Origin of the sequence: Herbaspirillum sp. RV1423, assembly GCF_000577615.1 — a bacterium.
In the GTDB taxonomy this organism is placed as follows: domain Bacteria; phylum Pseudomonadota; class Gammaproteobacteria; order Burkholderiales; family Burkholderiaceae_D; genus Herbaspirillum.
In genome coordinates this window covers 160668-176813 of the sequence record NZ_CBXX010000002.1, presented here as the reverse complement: position 1 = coordinate 176813, position 16146 = coordinate 160668, and the positions used below count along the sequence as shown (strand labels likewise).

General features: G+C 60.7%; 14 protein-coding genes. 11 read left to right on the top strand and 3 right to left on the bottom strand.

The features are described from left to right. Nucleotides 1-37: 37 nt before the first annotated feature. The 3 genes from RV1423_RS02630 to RV1423_RS02620 are packed head-to-tail and all read right to left on the bottom strand — an operon-like array spanning nt 38 to nt 3608. Entirely contained in the window at nt 38-1570 is a 1533-nt protein-coding gene (locus RV1423_RS02630) for an ATP-binding protein (protein ID WP_034292818.1), read from the bottom strand. A 2-nt stretch (nt 1571-1572) separates the two neighbouring features. After that, nucleotides 1573-2286 (bottom strand): response regulator, encoded by a 714-nt coding sequence (locus RV1423_RS02625; RefSeq protein ID WP_034292815.1) that lies wholly within the window; start codon nt 2284-2286, stop codon nt 1573-1575. Between the two features lie 14 nt (nt 2287-2300). Then, nucleotides 2301-3608, bottom strand: coding sequence for an ABC transporter substrate-binding protein (locus tag RV1423_RS02620; RefSeq protein WP_231502023.1), 1308 nt, complete (start codon nt 3606-3608; stop codon nt 2301-2303). A gap of 496 nt (nt 3609-4104) precedes the next feature. Here RV1423_RS02620 and RV1423_RS02615 point away from each other — a divergent pair, with 496 nt between their 5' ends. The 11 genes from RV1423_RS02615 to RV1423_RS02560 all read left to right on the top strand — a co-directional run bounded on the left by RV1423_RS02615 (nt 4105) and on the right by RV1423_RS02560 (nt 15934). Next, nucleotides 4105-5376, top strand: coding sequence for an ABC transporter substrate-binding protein (locus RV1423_RS02615; protein WP_034292813.1), 1272 nt, complete (start codon nt 4105-4107; stop codon nt 5374-5376). A 275-nt stretch (nt 5377-5651) separates the two neighbouring features. Beyond that, nucleotides 5652-6566: a carbohydrate ABC transporter permease gene (locus RV1423_RS02605; protein ID WP_034292809.1), complete on the top strand. Its 915-nt coding sequence runs from the start codon at nt 5652-5654 to the stop codon at nt 6564-6566. Nucleotides 6567-6575: 9 nt separating this feature from the next. Continuing rightward, a complete protein-coding gene (locus RV1423_RS02600; protein ID WP_081768654.1) occupies nt 6576-7484 on the top strand; it encodes a carbohydrate ABC transporter permease in 909 nt (302 codons plus the stop codon). A 26-nt stretch (nt 7485-7510) separates the two neighbouring features. Then, nucleotides 7511-8635 carry an ABC transporter ATP-binding protein gene (locus RV1423_RS02595; protein ID WP_034292807.1) on the top strand — a complete coding sequence of 375 codons (1125 nt, stop codon included), beginning with the start codon at nt 7511-7513 and terminating at the stop codon, nt 8633-8635. A gap of 7 nt (nt 8636-8642) precedes the next feature. Next, a complete protein-coding gene (locus RV1423_RS02590; RefSeq protein ID WP_034292805.1) occupies nt 8643-9557 on the top strand; it encodes a BadF/BadG/BcrA/BcrD ATPase family protein in 915 nt (304 codons plus the stop codon). A gap of 13 nt (nt 9558-9570) precedes the next feature. After that, nucleotides 9571-10701, top strand: a complete 1131-nt coding sequence (gene nagA, locus RV1423_RS02585; RefSeq protein WP_034292802.1) for an N-acetylglucosamine-6-phosphate deacetylase — start codon at nt 9571-9573, stop codon at nt 10699-10701. Continuing rightward, nucleotides 10694-11704, top strand: coding sequence for an SIS domain-containing protein (locus tag RV1423_RS02580; protein ID WP_034292800.1), 1011 nt, complete (start codon nt 10694-10696; stop codon nt 11702-11704). The genes nagA and RV1423_RS02580 overlap by 8 nt, the downstream gene beginning before the upstream one ends. 263 nt (nt 11705-11967) lie before the next feature. Continuing rightward, the gene (locus RV1423_RS30925) at nt 11968-12339 is read left to right on the top strand and encodes a hypothetical protein (RefSeq protein ID WP_034292798.1); all 372 of its coding nucleotides are present in this window, start codon (nt 11968-11970) and stop codon (nt 12337-12339) included. 1 nt (nt 12340) lies between these two features. After that, nucleotides 12341-13102, top strand: a complete 762-nt coding sequence (locus RV1423_RS02570) for a hypothetical protein (protein WP_155835003.1) — start codon at nt 12341-12343, stop codon at nt 13100-13102. 115 nt (nt 13103-13217) lie between these two features. Then, a complete protein-coding gene (locus RV1423_RS02565; protein ID WP_051516434.1) occupies nt 13218-15197 on the top strand; it encodes a DUF3274 domain-containing protein in 1980 nt (659 codons plus the stop codon). Continuing rightward, on the top strand, nt 15197-15934 hold the full coding sequence (locus RV1423_RS02560; protein WP_034292793.1) for a hypothetical protein: 738 nt from the start codon (nt 15197-15199) through the stop codon (nt 15932-15934). The genes RV1423_RS02565 and RV1423_RS02560 overlap by 1 nt, the downstream gene beginning before the upstream one ends. The last annotated feature ends 212 nt before the right edge of the window (nt 15935-16146 follow it).

The window sequence follows — 16146 nt, the reverse complement described above, 5'->3', positions numbered from 1 at the left end:
CGCTCACGCCTGCTGACGAGCCGGGATGTCTCGCCGTTTATCTGGCGGGCAGGATGATGGTGGCGATCAGGCCGCCCTGCGGGTGATTGCGCAGTAATAATTCGCCGCCGTGCGCCTGCACGATGTTGCGCGCAATGCCCAGGCCGAGGCCCATGCCGCCGCTGTTGGCGCTGCGTCCGTGCTCCAGCCGCACATAAGGCTGGAACAGGCTGCCCATGGCGTCTTCCGGCACGCCGGGGCCGTGGTCGCGGATCTCGATTTCGACCATGTCGCCTTCCAGCGCCTGCGACTGGCGGATCGAAATCTCGACCTTCTCGCCATAATGCAGCGCATTGTCGAACAGGTTGCCGATGGCGCGTTTCAGGGCCAGCGGCTTGGCGATCACGGTGATGCCGCACGGCTCGAACGCCACTTCATGACCGGCCATGCTGGCGTCGCGGATCATGCGCGCGACCAGCGCGTCGAGCCGGACCTCCGTGCGATTCTCGTGGATATCGCTGTCTTTCACCGACTGCAACGCTCCTTTGACCATCATGTCGAGTTCATCGAGGTCGTCGTGGAATTCGGTGCGCATGTCGTCGTCGTCAAGCAATTCGGTGCGCAGCTTCAGGCGCGTGATCGGCGTGCGCAAGTCGTGCGAGATCGACACGAACAGGCGCTCGCGGTCTTCCAGGTAACGTTTGATGCGCTCGCGCATGCCGCTGAAGGCGCGCGCGGTCTTGACGAACTCGCGGCTGCCGGTCTCGGGCAGTTCCGGCACGGTCTCGCCTTTGCCGAAAGCTTCGGCCGCATCCGACAAGGCCGCCAGCGGACGCGTGGTCCAGCGCACCACCAGGATCGTCAGCAACAGGATCGCCGCCAGCGACAAGCCTTGCAACACCACGCGGTCGAGCGACAGCGGATTGCTGCTGTCGAGGAAGTAAGGATTGGGCATCAACGCCGCCAGGTACAGCCATTTGCCCGACTCGATCTGGGTCTGGATCACCAGCACCGGCGCCGGATTGGGCTTGATCAACAGGATGTGCTGCACCCAACTGTCGGGCAGGTCGCCGATCTTCAGCCCGTCGTCGGATACCGGCAGGTTATCCGGCCACGCGAACGCAAGATGGAATTCCGGCAGGAACGCCAGGTCGGATTTCAAGGTTTCCAGCGCTGCTTCGCTTGCAATGTCGGCCAGCGAGTTGTGCGCAATCGGCGGGATCGGCACCCGTGCGCTGTTGGCGTTGATGAAGAAGCGCGTGCCGCCCATTTCGCGCAGTTGCTGGATCATGATCGGCCGGTAATTGGACGGCAAGCTCATGAAATAGCGGATCGCGCCCGAAGCGCTGTGCGCCAGGTGTTGCGCGGCGATGCGCGTCTCGGCTTCGGATCTGGTGCGCAGTTGCGCGGCCCAGATCAGGCCGCCGGCCAGTTGCGTTACCAGTACGCCGAAGATCATCACCACCGACAAGCGGCCCAGCAGCGAATTCGGCAGCAGCCAGTCGAGCACGCGCGTGACCGCGGCAAAGGACGGGCGGCGCAAAGCCCTGTCCGGCGGCGACGGCGGTGATGGCGGCAACACCCCCGACATGATCAGGCCGACGCTGCCGTGACGTCGGCCGAGAATACGTAACCCGCGCCGCGCACGGTCTTGATCAGATGCGGCTGCTTGCCGCCGTCGTTCAGGCGCAGGCGCAGCTTGCTGATCTGCACGTCGAGCGAACGGTCCAGCGGACCGGCGTCGCGGCCGCGCGTTTCTTCGCTGAGCACATTGCGGTCCAATACGTCCCCGGGATGTTCGACGAAGTACTTCAGCAACTGATAGTCCATGCCGGTCAACGCCACCACCTGCCCTGCGCTGTCGAACAACGTGCGTTCCACCGTATCCAGCGTGAAGCCGACGAAGCGGTAGAAGCGCGGCGCGGCGGCGTTGTCGATGCCGGTGCGGCGATGGATGGCCTTGATGCGCGCCAGCAGTTCGCGCGGGCTGTAGGGCTTGGCGATGTAATCGTCGGCGCCGAGCTCCAGACCTACCACGCGGTCCGTCTCATCCGAGCTGGCGGTCAGCATGATGATCGGCACATTCGATTTGCGGCGCACGATCTTGCACAGCGCGAAGCCGTCGGTGTCCGGCAGCATCACGTCGAGGATCACCAGCGACAGCTCATCGGCATAGCGCTGGAACTCGGCCAGGAAGGCTTCGCCGTTATGCGCCAGGCGCACTTCGTACTGGTTCTTCTCCAGATAGGTTTTCAGGAGCGTCCGGGTTTTCTGGTCGTCGTCGACGATGAGGATTTTGCGCGTCATTGTTGCTTGTCTGGTTAGTCCACTTTACCGCTGCGCGAAAGCGCCCTGGCGATCGCCGCCAGTCGCCGCTGCGTCTCGACCTCGCTGATCTGGTCGTCGACGAAGAAACGCCGCAGCTCGGCGACGATGGCGTCCTTGGTGGTTTCGTCGGCCGCCATGCGATGCACCAGGCTCGGCGCCTGATAGGTCGCGCCCTTGCTGAACACGCGCCACGAATTCTGCGCACAGCTATCCATCCTGCTGGTGTCCGGCGAACGCCAGACCGGGATCGCGCCCTTGAATTTATTGTAGTCGGATTGCACCGCCGGCGACATCGCAATTTGCGCCAGCACTTCCTGCGCCGGCTGGTGCGAATAATCGTCGGCGAACATCGCCAGCGTGTCGATGCTGTACAAATGGTAATCGGCGGTGCCCGGCACGGCGGCGCAGCCGAACTGCTGGTCGGCGTTCAATCCCCAGGCATTGAACTCGCCCTTGGCCCAGTCGCCCATGATGAACATGGCGGCATCGCCGTCGGCAAACTCGCGCGCCACTTCGGTCCAGGGACGTTCGCGCACCGGCGCCGACATGGCCTGCTTGAGTCCGCGCAGGCGCCTGAGCGCATGCAGCAGGCGTGCATCGGCAAACGCGCGCTGGTTCAAGTCGACGAACAACTGGCGATAATAGGCCGGACCGCTTTCGGCCAGCACCAGCGTTTCAAACAAGGTGGCGACCTGCCACGACTCGCTGCTCTGCGCCAGCGGGACGACGCCGGCCCGCTTCAGCTTGACGGCGACCTGTTCGAACTCGTCCCAGGTGCGCGGCACGCTCAGCCCGAGACGGTTGAAGATCGCCAGGTTGTAGTAGAGATTGTTGATGCGATGGATGCCGAGCGGCGCGGCGACGACGTGGCCGTGGTTGTTCAGCAGCGACCACGCGGTCGGGAACAGCAGCTTTTGCCAGTTGCCCTGCACGGCCACATTGTCCAGTTCCAGCAGCAGGCCGAGGTCGGCCCATTCGCCGAAGATGACGCCGTTCAGTTGCGTGACTTCGGGTGCATGTCCGGCCAGCACCATGCTTTTCAGCACCTTGCCGGCGCCGATGCCGGCGCCGCCCGGAATGGCGGCGTCGCGCCACTGGATATTCTGCTCGGCCAGCTTGCTGATCAGCACGCCGACCGCCTTGCGTTCGCCGACCGAGGTCCACCAGTGCAGCACCTGCAGAGATTGTTGCGATTGCTGCTGTGTTTGCCCCGGTACTGCAAGGCTGGCAGCGCTCGCAGGCTGGCAAAAACAGAACGGCAATATCGCCGCCAACAAGAATGTTGCGGCGCGCAGATTCATCTCCCTGTGCAACTTCAATCCGGGCCTTGTCATTTTTATCATTATGGTTTGATGCGTCTCCAAAGCGCGTGTGACTATAGCGTAACTGGAAGGCATCTCACGCCTATCTCACGCCTATTTATGAAATGAGTTCTACGCACTCCAACGCGATAAGAACATTATTTGAACTCAGGTTTTGTAAAGAAATGTAATGTTTTATTGAGTTTCCTGTTAACCGGCCCGGACGCCTTACAAAGCCGCACGATGCGCCGCCCTTGCCGCAACGCCGGATCGCCCCGAACCTTCTGTAAACATATGTAATCCGGCGCGATTGCAAATCCCGTCATTTCTTAATCAAATCAAATACTTAAGAAATTATTTGCACTGTCATTGCCAATGCTCGCATCACATTTTCTCCGGTGCTACTGTCGCGGCGCTGGCTCTGCAATTGCGGACTTTTTCGGAAACTCAGAGCGGCCTTTTCATCAATGTTAAAAACACCATTAGGAGACCTTTGATGCAAACCGTCAAGAAAGCCCTCGCTCTCGCCACCCTCGGCAGCGCCGTACTGGTCGCTCTGGCCGGCGGCAACGCCCAGGCCGGCACCCTGACCATCGAAAGCTGGCGCGTCGACGACCTGGCGCTGTGGGAAAACGTCCTGATCCCGGCCTTCCAGAAGAAGAATCCCGGCATCACCGTCAAATTCTCCCCGACCGCCCCCACCGAATACGACTCCAGTCTGACCGCGCGCCTGGCCGGCGGCACCGCCGGCGACCTGGTCGCCTGCCGTCCGTTCGACGTGTCGCTGTCGCTCTACAACAAGGGCCACCTGGAAAAACTGGACGGCAAGGCCGGCATGGAGTCCTTCCCGGCATCGTCCAAAGTCGCCTGGCAGACCGACGACGGCAAGGACACGTTCTGCATGCCGATCGCTTCCGTGATGCACGGCTTCCTGTACAACCAGAAGATCTTCAAGGAACTCAACCTGCAGCCGCCGAAGACCGAAGCCGAGTTCTTCAAATTGCTGGAGACCGTCAAGGCCGGCGGCAAATATACGCCGCTGGTGCTGGGCACCGCCGACCAATGGGAAGCGCACCAGGTGCTGTTCACCGGCGTCGGCCCCAACTACTGGAAGGGCGAAGCCGGCCGCAAGGCGCTGATCGCGGGCAAGGCCAAGTTCACCGATCCGCAGTTCGTCAGCGCCTGGGAATATGAAGCAAAACTCGGCAAGTACCTGTCCAAGGGCGCCTCCGCGCAGAGCTACGGCGACAGCCAGAACATGTTCGCGCTGGGCCAGGGCGCGGTGTATGCGGCCGGTTCGTGGGACATCGCCTATTTCAACACCAATGCCAACGCCAAGCTGGAGCTGGGCGCGTTCCCGCCGCCGGTGCCGAAAGCCGGCGACGCCTGCTACATCTCGGACCACAACGACATCGGCATGGGCGTGAACAAGAAGTCGAAGAACAAGGAAGACGCCTACAAATTCCTGGCCTGGCTGGGTTCGCAAGAGTTCGCCGACATCTACACCAACAAGGTCACCGGCTTCTTCTCGCTGTCGAACCACCTGATCTCGGTCAAGGATCCGATCGCCAAGCAGATGATCGACTGGCGCAAGTCGTGCTCGTCGACCATCCGCGTGAACTCGCAGATCCTCAACCGCGGCACGCCGAGCATGGAAAACGAGATGTGGAACGTCAACGCGCAAGTCCTGAACGGCAAGATGACGCCGCTGGAAGCAGCGACCAAGATCCAGACCGGGTTCGCCAAATGGTACAAGCCGCAACAATAAACCTGAATGGATATTGCATCGTCTCAACAAGGAGGCTGAAAGAGTCGATGAAGCGGTAATGCTGTTCGGTCAAGCCGATTCCCTCCTGTCGCCGTCGTTCCGGCGAATGCCGGGGTCCGGTGTCGTGAAGACATCCGATACGACACTGGGTCCTGACTTTCGTCAGGACGACGAGGTGTGCAGGTTTGCCATCAGGGACGAATGTTTCTGAGCTTGACTGAACGGCAGTATCGATGCAGCGATGCTTTCTCAGCCCTCTCTCGTCCGGAGTCACAGTGAAAACAGCCCGTCCCTGGCACATCGTCGTCTTCCTGGCGCCGGCGGTCATCATTTATTCCCTGTTCAGCGCCCTCCCTCTGCTGGATACGCTGCGGCTGGGTTTCTACACCAGCAACGACGCCGGCGTGCACAGCTTCGTCGGCCTCGACAACTATCGCACCATCCTGTTCGACTCGGACTGGTCGAGCGCCTTCTGGAACGCGATGTGGAACAACGTCAAGTTCTTCTGCATCCACATGCTGCTGCAAAATCCCATCGGCCTGCTGCTGGCGACGCTGTTCAGCCTCAAGGGCCTGCGCGGCGCGCGCACCTACCGCACGCTGATCTTCCTGCCGACCTTGCTGTCGGTGGTGATCATCGGTTTCATCTGGCAACTGATCATTTCCCCGTTGTGGGGCGTCGGCGAAAAGCTCATGACGCTGGTCGGCCTGGGCAACTACTTCGCGCCCTTTCTGGGGCAGGAATCGACGGCGCTGTTCACGCTGTCGCTGATCTCGGTCTGGCAATACATCGGCATCCCCATGATGCTGATCTACGCCGCCCTGCTGGCGGTGCCGGAAGAAATACTGGAAGCGGCCCACGCCGAAGGCGCGAGCGCCATGCGCATTTTCTGGCAGATCAAGCTGCCGCTGATCTGGCCGACGCTGGGACTGGTCACCATCCTGACCTTCGTCGCCAACTTCAACGCCTTCGACCTGATCTATTCGGTCAAGGGCGCGCTGGCCGGTCCGAACTATTCCAGCGACCTGCTCGGCACGTTCTTCTACCGTACCTTCTTCGGCTACCAGGCCCAGATCGGCAGTCCGACCATGGGCGCGGCGGTGGCTACGCTGATGTTCCTGGTGATCCTGGCCGGCGTGGGCGCCTATTTTTATCTGGTGCAGCGCAAGCTGACCCGCTACGAGCTTTAAGGAACCGCGATGACCTCCGCTTCTTCCGCTTCTTCCGCCATCGCTCCCGCGCACACCGGCGCCGCCGGAGGCCCGTCGCTGATCCGGCGCAGCTTCGGCCCGGCCGGCCACATCTGGGTGCATATCGTGCTGTGCCTGTATGCGGTGATCGCGCTGTTCCCGATTGCGCTGATCCTGATCAATTCGCTCAAGACGCGCCAGGCGATTTTCGACGACCCGATGGCGTTCCCGACGGCCGAGAGTTTTTCGCTGATCGGCTTTCACAAGGTGCTGTCGAACACCAACTTCCTGCTCTACTTCGGCAACAGCCTTGTGGTGACGGTCGGTTCGCTGGTCCTGATCGTGCTGTTCGGCGCGATGGCCGGCTGGGCGCTGTCGGAATACAAGTTCCGCGGCAACCGCCTGATGACGCTGTTCATGGCGATCGGCATCATGATTCCGATCCGCCTCGGCACCGTGTCCATCCTGCAACTGGTGGTGGCGCTCGACCTGATCAATACGCGCACCGCGCTGATCCTGGTCTATACCGCGCAGGGCCTGCCGCTGGCGGTGATGATCCTGTCCGAATTCATCCGCCAGATTCCGACCGAATTGAAGGATGCGGCGCGTTGCGACGGCGTCGGCGAATTCAAGATCTTCTTCCAGGTGATCCTGCCGCTGATCCGGCCGGCCATCGCCACCGTCGCCGTGTTCACCATGATCCCGGCCTGGAACGATCTGTGGTTCCCCCTGATCCTGGCGCCCGGCGACCAGACCAAGACCGTCACGCTGGGCGTGCAGCAATTCATCGGCCAGTATGCGACCGACTGGAATTCGGTGCTGGCGGCGCTGTCGATGGCGGTCATCCCGATCCTGGTCCTGTACGTGCTGTTCTCGCGCCAGTTGATCCGCGGCCTGACGTCCGGCGCAGTGAAGTAATCCACAGACAAGCAAGGTAAAACATCATGGCAAACGTAAGCATCAAAGACCTGACCAAATCCTACGACGGCAAGCAGAACGTGCTGGCCGGGCTCAACCTCGATATCCGCGACGGCGAATTCTGCGTGCTGGTCGGCCCGTCCGGCTGCGGCAAGTCGACGCTGCTGCGCATGCTGTGCGGCCTGGAAGACATCAGCGGCGGCGAACTCTCCATCGGCGGCGACGTCGTCAACCACCTGCCGCCGGCCAGGCGCGGGATCGCGATGGTGTTCCAAAGCTATGCACTGTACCCGCACATGAACGTATACAAGAACATGGCCTTCGGCCTCAAGATCGCCGGCAGCAACAAGGCCGACATCGACGAGCGCATCCGCCACGCCGCCGGCATCCTCAAGATCGACCACCTGCTGGAACGCCTGCCGCGCGAACTGTCCGGCGGCCAGCGCCAGCGCGTGGCCATCGGCCGCGCCATCGTGCGCAAGCCGCGCCTGTTCCTGTTCGACGAACCGCTGTCCAACCTCGACGCCGCGCTGCGCGTACAGACCCGGCTGGAGATCGCCAAGCTGCACAAGCAACTGGCCGCCACCATCGTCTACGTCACCCACGATCAGGTCGAAGCCATGACCCTGGGCGACAAGATCGTGGTCATGCACGACGGCCACATCCAGCAGGCCGGCACGCCGCTGGAGCTGTATCAGCATCCGCAGAACCTGTTCGTGGCCGGTTTCATCGGCTCACCCAAAATGAATTTCCTCACCGGCCTGGTTTCCGCCGTCTTCGAAGACGGGCTGCGCGTGGCCGTCGCGGGCGGGCGGCAGGTCAGCGCCGACGTCGCGCCCGGCGACGCCAGGATCGGCGACCAGGTCACGCTCGGCCTGCGCGCCGAACACATCCATGAAAACGCGACCGGTTCCGAACAATTCAGCGGCAAGGTCAACCTGGTCGAACACTTGGGCGAAGCCAACTTCATCTACGTGACGCTGTCCGGCGGACAGGACATCGTGGTGCGCGGCGACGGCAACCGCAACGTCGGGATCGGCGAGGAAATCGCCCTGTCGGCGCCCGGCAACGCCTTCCACGTGTTCGATGCCGAAGGCAAATCGCTGCGCCGCCTGAAGCCCGGCAATCTGGTGTCGTCGCGCCAGCACTGAGAATCTCATGGACCGGACATACGACTACCTGATCGGCATTGACGGCGGCGGCACCAAGACGCTGGCGCGCGTCGTGCGCGCCGACGGCAGCCTGCTGGCCGAGGCGACCGGCCCAGGTTCAGCCTTGCGCAACGGCGCGCCGGCCGCGTGGGATGCCATCCGGACGACCATGCGCGACGCTTTCGCGCTTGCCGGCGTCGCCATGCCGCCGTTGACGCGCCTGGCGGCAGGCATGGGCGTGGCCGGTTACAACGTGGCGCAATGGGCAGAGGATTTTCGCCGACAGGCGCCGACATTCGGCGCCCTGCGCATCGTCTCCGATGCCGTTACCACCCTGCTCGGCGCGCATCAGGGACAGCCCGGCGCCGTCATCGCCGTCGGCACCGGCACCATCGGCGTGGCGCTGTATGCCGACGGCAGCGAGCGTGTGGTGGACGGCTGGGGCTTCCCCTCCGGCGATGACGCCAGCGGCGCATGGATGGGCCTGCGCGCCATCAATCACGTCCAGCACGTGGTCGACGGCCGTGCGCCGCACGGCGCCCTGTCGGCGGCGACGGTGGTCTTCTGCGCGGCGGACGGTGCAACGAAAACCACCGGGCGCGCCGAGCGCGACGTCGTGCTCGACTGGCTGTCGCAAGCCGACCAGGCCGCGTTCGCCCGGCTGGCGCGGCTGGTAGTGGCGCACGCGCAGGACGACGACGCGGCGCGCAGCATCATGGCGCAGGCCGGCGCCGAAATCGAACTGATGGCGGCCACGCTGGATCCCGGCAGGCAATTGCCGCTGGCCCTGTGCGGCGGACTGGCGGGCGCCTTGTACGATTATTTTTCCCCGGACTTGCAACAGCGCATCACGCCCGCGCTGGCGGATTCCGCCGACGGCGCCCTGCTGCTGCTGCTGCGCAGGGACCTCTCATTTTTTTGACGGAGCGAACTTCATGTCTTCCATCTCCCGGGTCCGCGGCAATGTGCTGACGCCGCACGGCTGGATCGACGGCGCCATCAGCTTCGGCGACCTGATCTGCAACATCGACGGCACGCCGCTCGATATCGAACCTTCCGACGCTGCGCATCACGGCGACTACATCCTGCCGGGCTTCATCGACCTGCATGTGCATGGCGGCGGCGGCAAGGATGTGATGGAAGGCGGCGACGCCGTCAACGTCATCGCGCGCCTGCATGCGCGCCACGGCACCACCAGCATGCTGGCGACCACCATGACCGCGCCCCTGGAAGAACTCGAAGTCGCCCTGAAAGCCATCGGCAGCGCCAGCCGCAAGCGCGAGCCCGGCCATGCGCGCATCCTCGGCGTGCATCTCGAAGGCCCCTACATCAACCCCGGCAAACTCGGTGCGCAACCGGACTTCGCCATCGAAGCGACGCTGGAGCAGGTCGACTGGCTGGCCAGCTTCGCGCCGCTGAAACTGATCACCATCGCGCCTGAAGTCGACGGCCATCTCGACCTGGTGCGCATCCTCACCACCGGCGGCATGCTGGTGCAGATCGGCCATACGCTGGGCACCTACGAAGACGGCGTGGCGGCGCTGAAGAACGGCGCCGCCGGCTTCACCCATTTGTTCAACGCCATGAGCGGCTTCCATCATCGCGAACCCGGCATGGCCGGCGCAGCGATGGCGCATGCCGAATACGCCGAACTGATTCCCGACATGCTGCACGTGCATCCGGGCGCGATCCGCGCGGCGCTGCGCGCGATCCCGCGCCTGTATTGCGTGACCGACTCCACCGCCGCCGCCGGCATGCCCGACGGCGACTACACCCTGGGCCGCCAAGTGGTGCACAAATGCGCCGGCGGCGTGCGGCTGGCCGACGGCACGCTGGCCGGCAGCACGCTGACCATGGACCAGGCCATGCGCAACCTGATCACCCTCGGCCTGGACATTTCCGAAGCCTCGCTGCGCACCTCGACGTATCCGGCCGACTATCTCGGCATCAAGGAACGCGGCCGCCTCAGGACCGGCTGTTTTGCCGACATCCTGGTGTTCGACCGCCAGTTCAGACTCAAGGAAGTTTACATAGAAGGAGAAAAGATTGACCTCGCTCATGCTTAAGGAGGCCCGCTCGGCCGGCAGCCATGTCGCCGAGCAGCTCGTCCGCGACCAGGCGCGCTATGCCGAGCTGGGCCGCCGGTTGCGCGCCGCGCCGCCTGCGCGCATCGTTACGGTGGCGCGCGGCAGTTCCGATCACGCCGCCGGCTATTGCGCCTACCTGACCATGGCCCGCCTCGGCCACATCGTGGCCTCGCTGCCGATGTCGCTGGTGACGCTCAACAAGGCGCCGCTGATTGCGCGCGACACGCTCGCCATCGCCATCTCGCAATCGGGACAAAGCCCCGACGTGGTGGAGCCGATCCGCTACTTCCGCGACGGCGGCGCCACCACGCTGGCGCTGGTCAACGACGCCGGGTCGCCGCTGGCGCAAGCCGCCGAATGGAGCATCGCGCTGCATGCCGGCGCCGAACTCAGCGTCGCCGCCACCAAAAGCTTCATCGCCAGCCTGGTTGCCGGCGCCCTGTTCGCCGGCCACTGGCAAGACGACGCCGCCTTCCTGCACGCATTGGAAAGCCTGCCGGAAGCGCTGCAACGCGCCGCCGGCAGCGACTGGTCCAGGGCCGTGGAAGCACTGGCCCCGGCCAGCAGCATCATGGTGGTGGGACGCGGCATCGGCTTTCCGCTGGCGCTGGAAGCGGCATTGAAATTCAAGGAGACCTGCGCCATACAGGCCGAGGCATTCAGCGGCGCGGAAATCAAGCACGGTCCGATGGCGCTGATCGACGAAGGCTATCCGCTGCTGATGTTCGCCACGCGCGGACCGACCCAGGCCGGCATGCTGCAGCTCGCCGCCGACATGCGCCAGCGCGGCGCCAAGGTCTTGCTGGCGGCGCCGGAAGACGTCGCCGAGCGCGACCTGACCTTGCCCACCGCGGTCACACCCGACCTCGACCCGATCACGGCGATCCAGGCCTTCTATGTGATGGCGGCGCAATTGTCGGCGGCGCGCGGCATGGACCCGGACAAGCCGCGCCATCTGAGCAAGGTGACCAAAACCAGTTAAGGCCGGTTATAAAAGCGTTCCTCCCTGTGGCAACTTGGCCGCGCAAGCCCGAAAGGACTGCGCGGTTTTTTCATGACACTGCCTTGGCCATACCAGCAATCTGATGCGGCCTGGAGAACAAGGCACAAAAAAAGAATTCAATTAACCCCAAAAGAAAAAAAACCGAAAACTTCAAAAAATATTCTATATAAATATTTTTCACCGTCTTTTAGCATGAGCCTTCGATAACGTCACCCCGACGACACCTCGAAGGAATGCAAGAGATGAACACACAATCCAATCAAGCCGCCGCGCTCGCTCGTGCAGCGTCAGGTCAACAGCGTTACCACGTCACGGTCCCCGGCACCGCCTCTGCGGCACTACTGTCGGTGGTGTCCTTCGAAGCCGTCGAAAAGTTGGGCGAACCGTATCGCATCACCATCCAACTCACCCATCCGCAGGAATTACAGCGCGCCGACTACCTCGGCAAGGACGCCGGCTCCAGGATCACGCCATCCGCCATCGATGCTTTATCCGCCTTGGCCCGATGGCACCACCGCCACCGGTACTACCGACGATCAAGGTCGGACCAGTCTTACCAAAATGAAGTCGCACGCGGGATGACCTTATTGAGCGAACGTTTCGAGGATGGCTGACATGCGCATGAATTTTCTTCTCACAACAAAGACAACGAAAGCAAGCAACATGATGACTGTATTAAAAATGGTCGGCGCGGCCTTGTTGGCCGTCAGCGTGACGGCATGCGTCACTCAGGATGACTACTACAACTCCGATCAATACAAGAAGCCAGCCGCTCCGCCAAAGTATGACGTTGCTCCGCAAGTCATTTACAACATTGATGGAAACCGCTTCATCTCGCTGGAGAACTACGATCAATGTTATGGCGATACGTACTACAACAATCTTAAAGAGAACATCCACACGAAATTGGGACGCGGCGGGATTGAATATTATCGGGGACGTTTGATCATTGATGATCCGAGCGGAAGCAACGTGGTCATTCCTTCCGCACGCCCTGGTCCGTGCGGTAACAAAGGTTGCGACTCTTCATTGATCTATTCAACCGATGGCGGACGCACCTTCAAAGGGAAGGTGTATATGAACGGACAAACGCCGTCTGTGGACTCCGAAAACTACTCCATCCTCGTCGCCAAGAATGATTTTTATGTGGTGGAGACATCGGAGTATGCGAAAGGGAAGTTTAATTCGTATGTACGAAGATATCCACTTTTTCCGGGTCTTGATTTCGATAATCGCAGCCCTTATCCAGAGGGAATTAGCGGCGAGACTTTTTCTACGTCGAAAAAACCTCTTCCCAATTTGCGCACTCCCTCCGGCCAAGACCGCTTTATCTGCGACACCAGCATCCGTCCCAGCAACCTACCCAAGAAGAAATAGGTTTTTGCATCCCTGCCAATGATGGCAAGCATCGTCTTTGTCCACACACAGACTAAACGCGACCGAAGTGCTCCGCAGTCTGTATCTACAGATCGAATAGTGAAAGGAAACTGATATGGCAGTTGTGAACTACCCCATTGAAACAAATTGCTTCGACGGCAAACCGGCAAAGTCAGACTACCAACATCCCGACGCAATGAATCCGTGTGAGCGCACCATGGATACCTTCGGCAATTTCAACTGGAAATCCTATGAAACGCCGGAGAGCTATCAGGTATGGGCCCGCGCCGATCTGCCTATCAGCATGCCCGGCATCGTTATCTTTGTGCACGGAGTCAATTCCGAAGGGGAGTGGTATGACGCGGCCGAAGATGCCTTGTGCCAAGGACTGAATGAACGGCTTAATCGGGATGACCTAAAAACAAATAAATACCTTACCCAAGATCCAAAAACAGAAGAGCCTATCCGTCGTAAGCTAGATCCCGACAACGATGGCCGCTCCCCCGTCATCCGCTTCTACTGGGGCTACCGTGCCCAGGACAGCGAGAAGGGCAAGTGGCGCATTCCCCTCAAGAATCCCGACCAACTGGACTACGCCACACACGGCCACGACAACAATCCGGAGATGGAAAACCTCTGGTACTGGGGCGGCGGCCCCTTCCAGAACGGCACCAACAACCTGCAGCAGTTGTGGGACAAGAAAGGCTTCAGTCGCCACGTGCTCGGCTTCGACATGCAGCACTTGAATACCGAGGTCGAGCGGCAACTCAACGATGCGCCGCCACGCGAGTATTTCGCCCACGCCGCCCAACGATTGGCCAACCTGATCGACACCATCCGCGAACAATCCCTGAACAGCTTGACCCTGCTCTCGCACAGCCAGGGCACCATGATCGCGCTGGCCGCCACCCTGCTATGCAAGAAGCGTCCTCCCGATGCCGTCATGCTGATGAACTCGCCCTATGCACTGACCGACAAGTTCACCGATACCGTCGCTATCGGCAATGATCGTCCCACCGACGGCGCGCGGCTGCGCACCTTGCAGGCCGTTGTCGACAAGCTGCGGCCAAATAAGCAGTTCTTCAATAAGAAGCGGCTCGACTGCCTGCGTGTTGGCGCCACCAAGTGCGGCCAAATGCATTTCTGGAAACCCGACATTGTCCACCCTTGCGGCACGCCCGAGCGCGACAACCACGGACGACTCTATAACTACTTCAACCCGCACGACCGCGTCATGGGATCTACGCCGCTGCAAAGCATCGGCTGGCAGAGCATCCCCGGCGGCGCATTGTTTGGCATGCAGGACGTGGTCAAGCAACGCATGATGGCGCGCGGCATGCCCTGCGGCGACGAACCGGCCCTGACGCCCTTCGGCACCTTGCCGGAGATATCCGATCCGGAGCCGGGCGTCTTGCCCAGCGACTTCTGGAACAAGAACAAGACCATCGCCGTGTTTGCCAAACTGTGGGCCGAACCGCCCAAGGATCAGATGGTGTCCATTAATGCGGAGAAGGTGCCTAATCCGTTGACGGCCGAGGAGATGAGTCGGGTTGTCGAAACAAAAAAAATCTATCGCGATGGTAAAGAAGTGAGTGTCGATGTCTACTTTGATCAATCATTGCAAACCGCCGATAGTTGGGGCGCGATTAATCCAGAGACCGGAAAATATCGAGAGCCTGATTTTCCGTATCACACGTCCATTTATAGGCGCGAAGCCTGGATAGACCGCGACGACGTCTACAGCCCCGGCGGCAAAAAGCGCGAACTGGAAACACAAGAAGAAATGCAACAACGCATCACCAACTGGTATCCGATGCCCACTAACCACAGCACCATGCCCATGCACGTCGAATTCATGAAGCGCGTGGTGGCCTACGACCTACCCATCGGCTATGCCGAGAGCTACAACAGGGAGCATTGGTCCCGGCTCATCCATCTGGCCGATTGGACCAGCTTTGAGGATCGGTACTTCTCTAAAGGAGAAATGATTGTGCCGCCCAAGCCGGCAGGACTTGATCCAGAGACGGTCAGTGAACAAATCCGCAAGGCCGATGAAGAACGGATCAAGAGCAATAAAACGTATGGCGGGGCGTAATGAAGGCAACAACAACTTTGAAAGAAAAGATGATGAATGTACTAAAAACGATCAGCGCTGTCTTGCTGGCAATCGGCGTAACGGCGTGCGTCAATCAGGAGGCCTACTACCGCTCCGATCAATACAGAAAACCGGCCCTGCCACCACAGTATGACGTTGCCCCACAAGTCATCTACAACATCGATAACAACCGCTTCATTTCGCTGGAGAACTACGATCAATGTTATGGCGACACGTATTACAACAATCTGAAAGAAAATATCCACACCAAATTGGGACGGGGCGGTATTGAATATTATCGGGGTCGTTTGATCATTGACGATCCGAGCGGGACTAACGTCGTCATTCCATCAGCCAGACCCGGGCCATGTGGCAATCGCGGATGTGACTCCTCCTTAATTTATTCGACCGATGGCGGACGCACCTTCAAAGGGAAGGTCTATATGAATGGACAGACGCCTTCTGTAGATTCAGAAAACTACTCCATCCTCGTCGCCAAGGATGGATTTTATGTAGTGAAGACATTGGAATATGCGAAGGGGAAATTTGACAATGACGTTACTAAATATCCTCTTTACCCTGGCATTGATTTTGACGATCGCAAACCATATCCGCCAGGAGTGCATGACGAATATTTATCAAATAAACCGTTACCCCCACTACGCACTCCCTCCGGTCAAGACCGCTTCACCTGCGACGCCAGCATCCGTCCCAGCAACTTGCCCAAGACAAAATAATACTTGCGCAATGCCTTGACCGCGACGAGGCGGCTGTCGCCAATCAACTACGAAAATAAGTATTTCAAGCGGCTGACGGATGCCCAGGAAGCCATCGGCAATTCACACAAGCTACTTTCAGGGTGGGTCAAGATCAACTAAAAAGCGTTCCTCCCTGCCGCAACTTGGCCGTGTCGACCCGAAAGGGTTCACGCGGCCTATTTTTTTGCGTC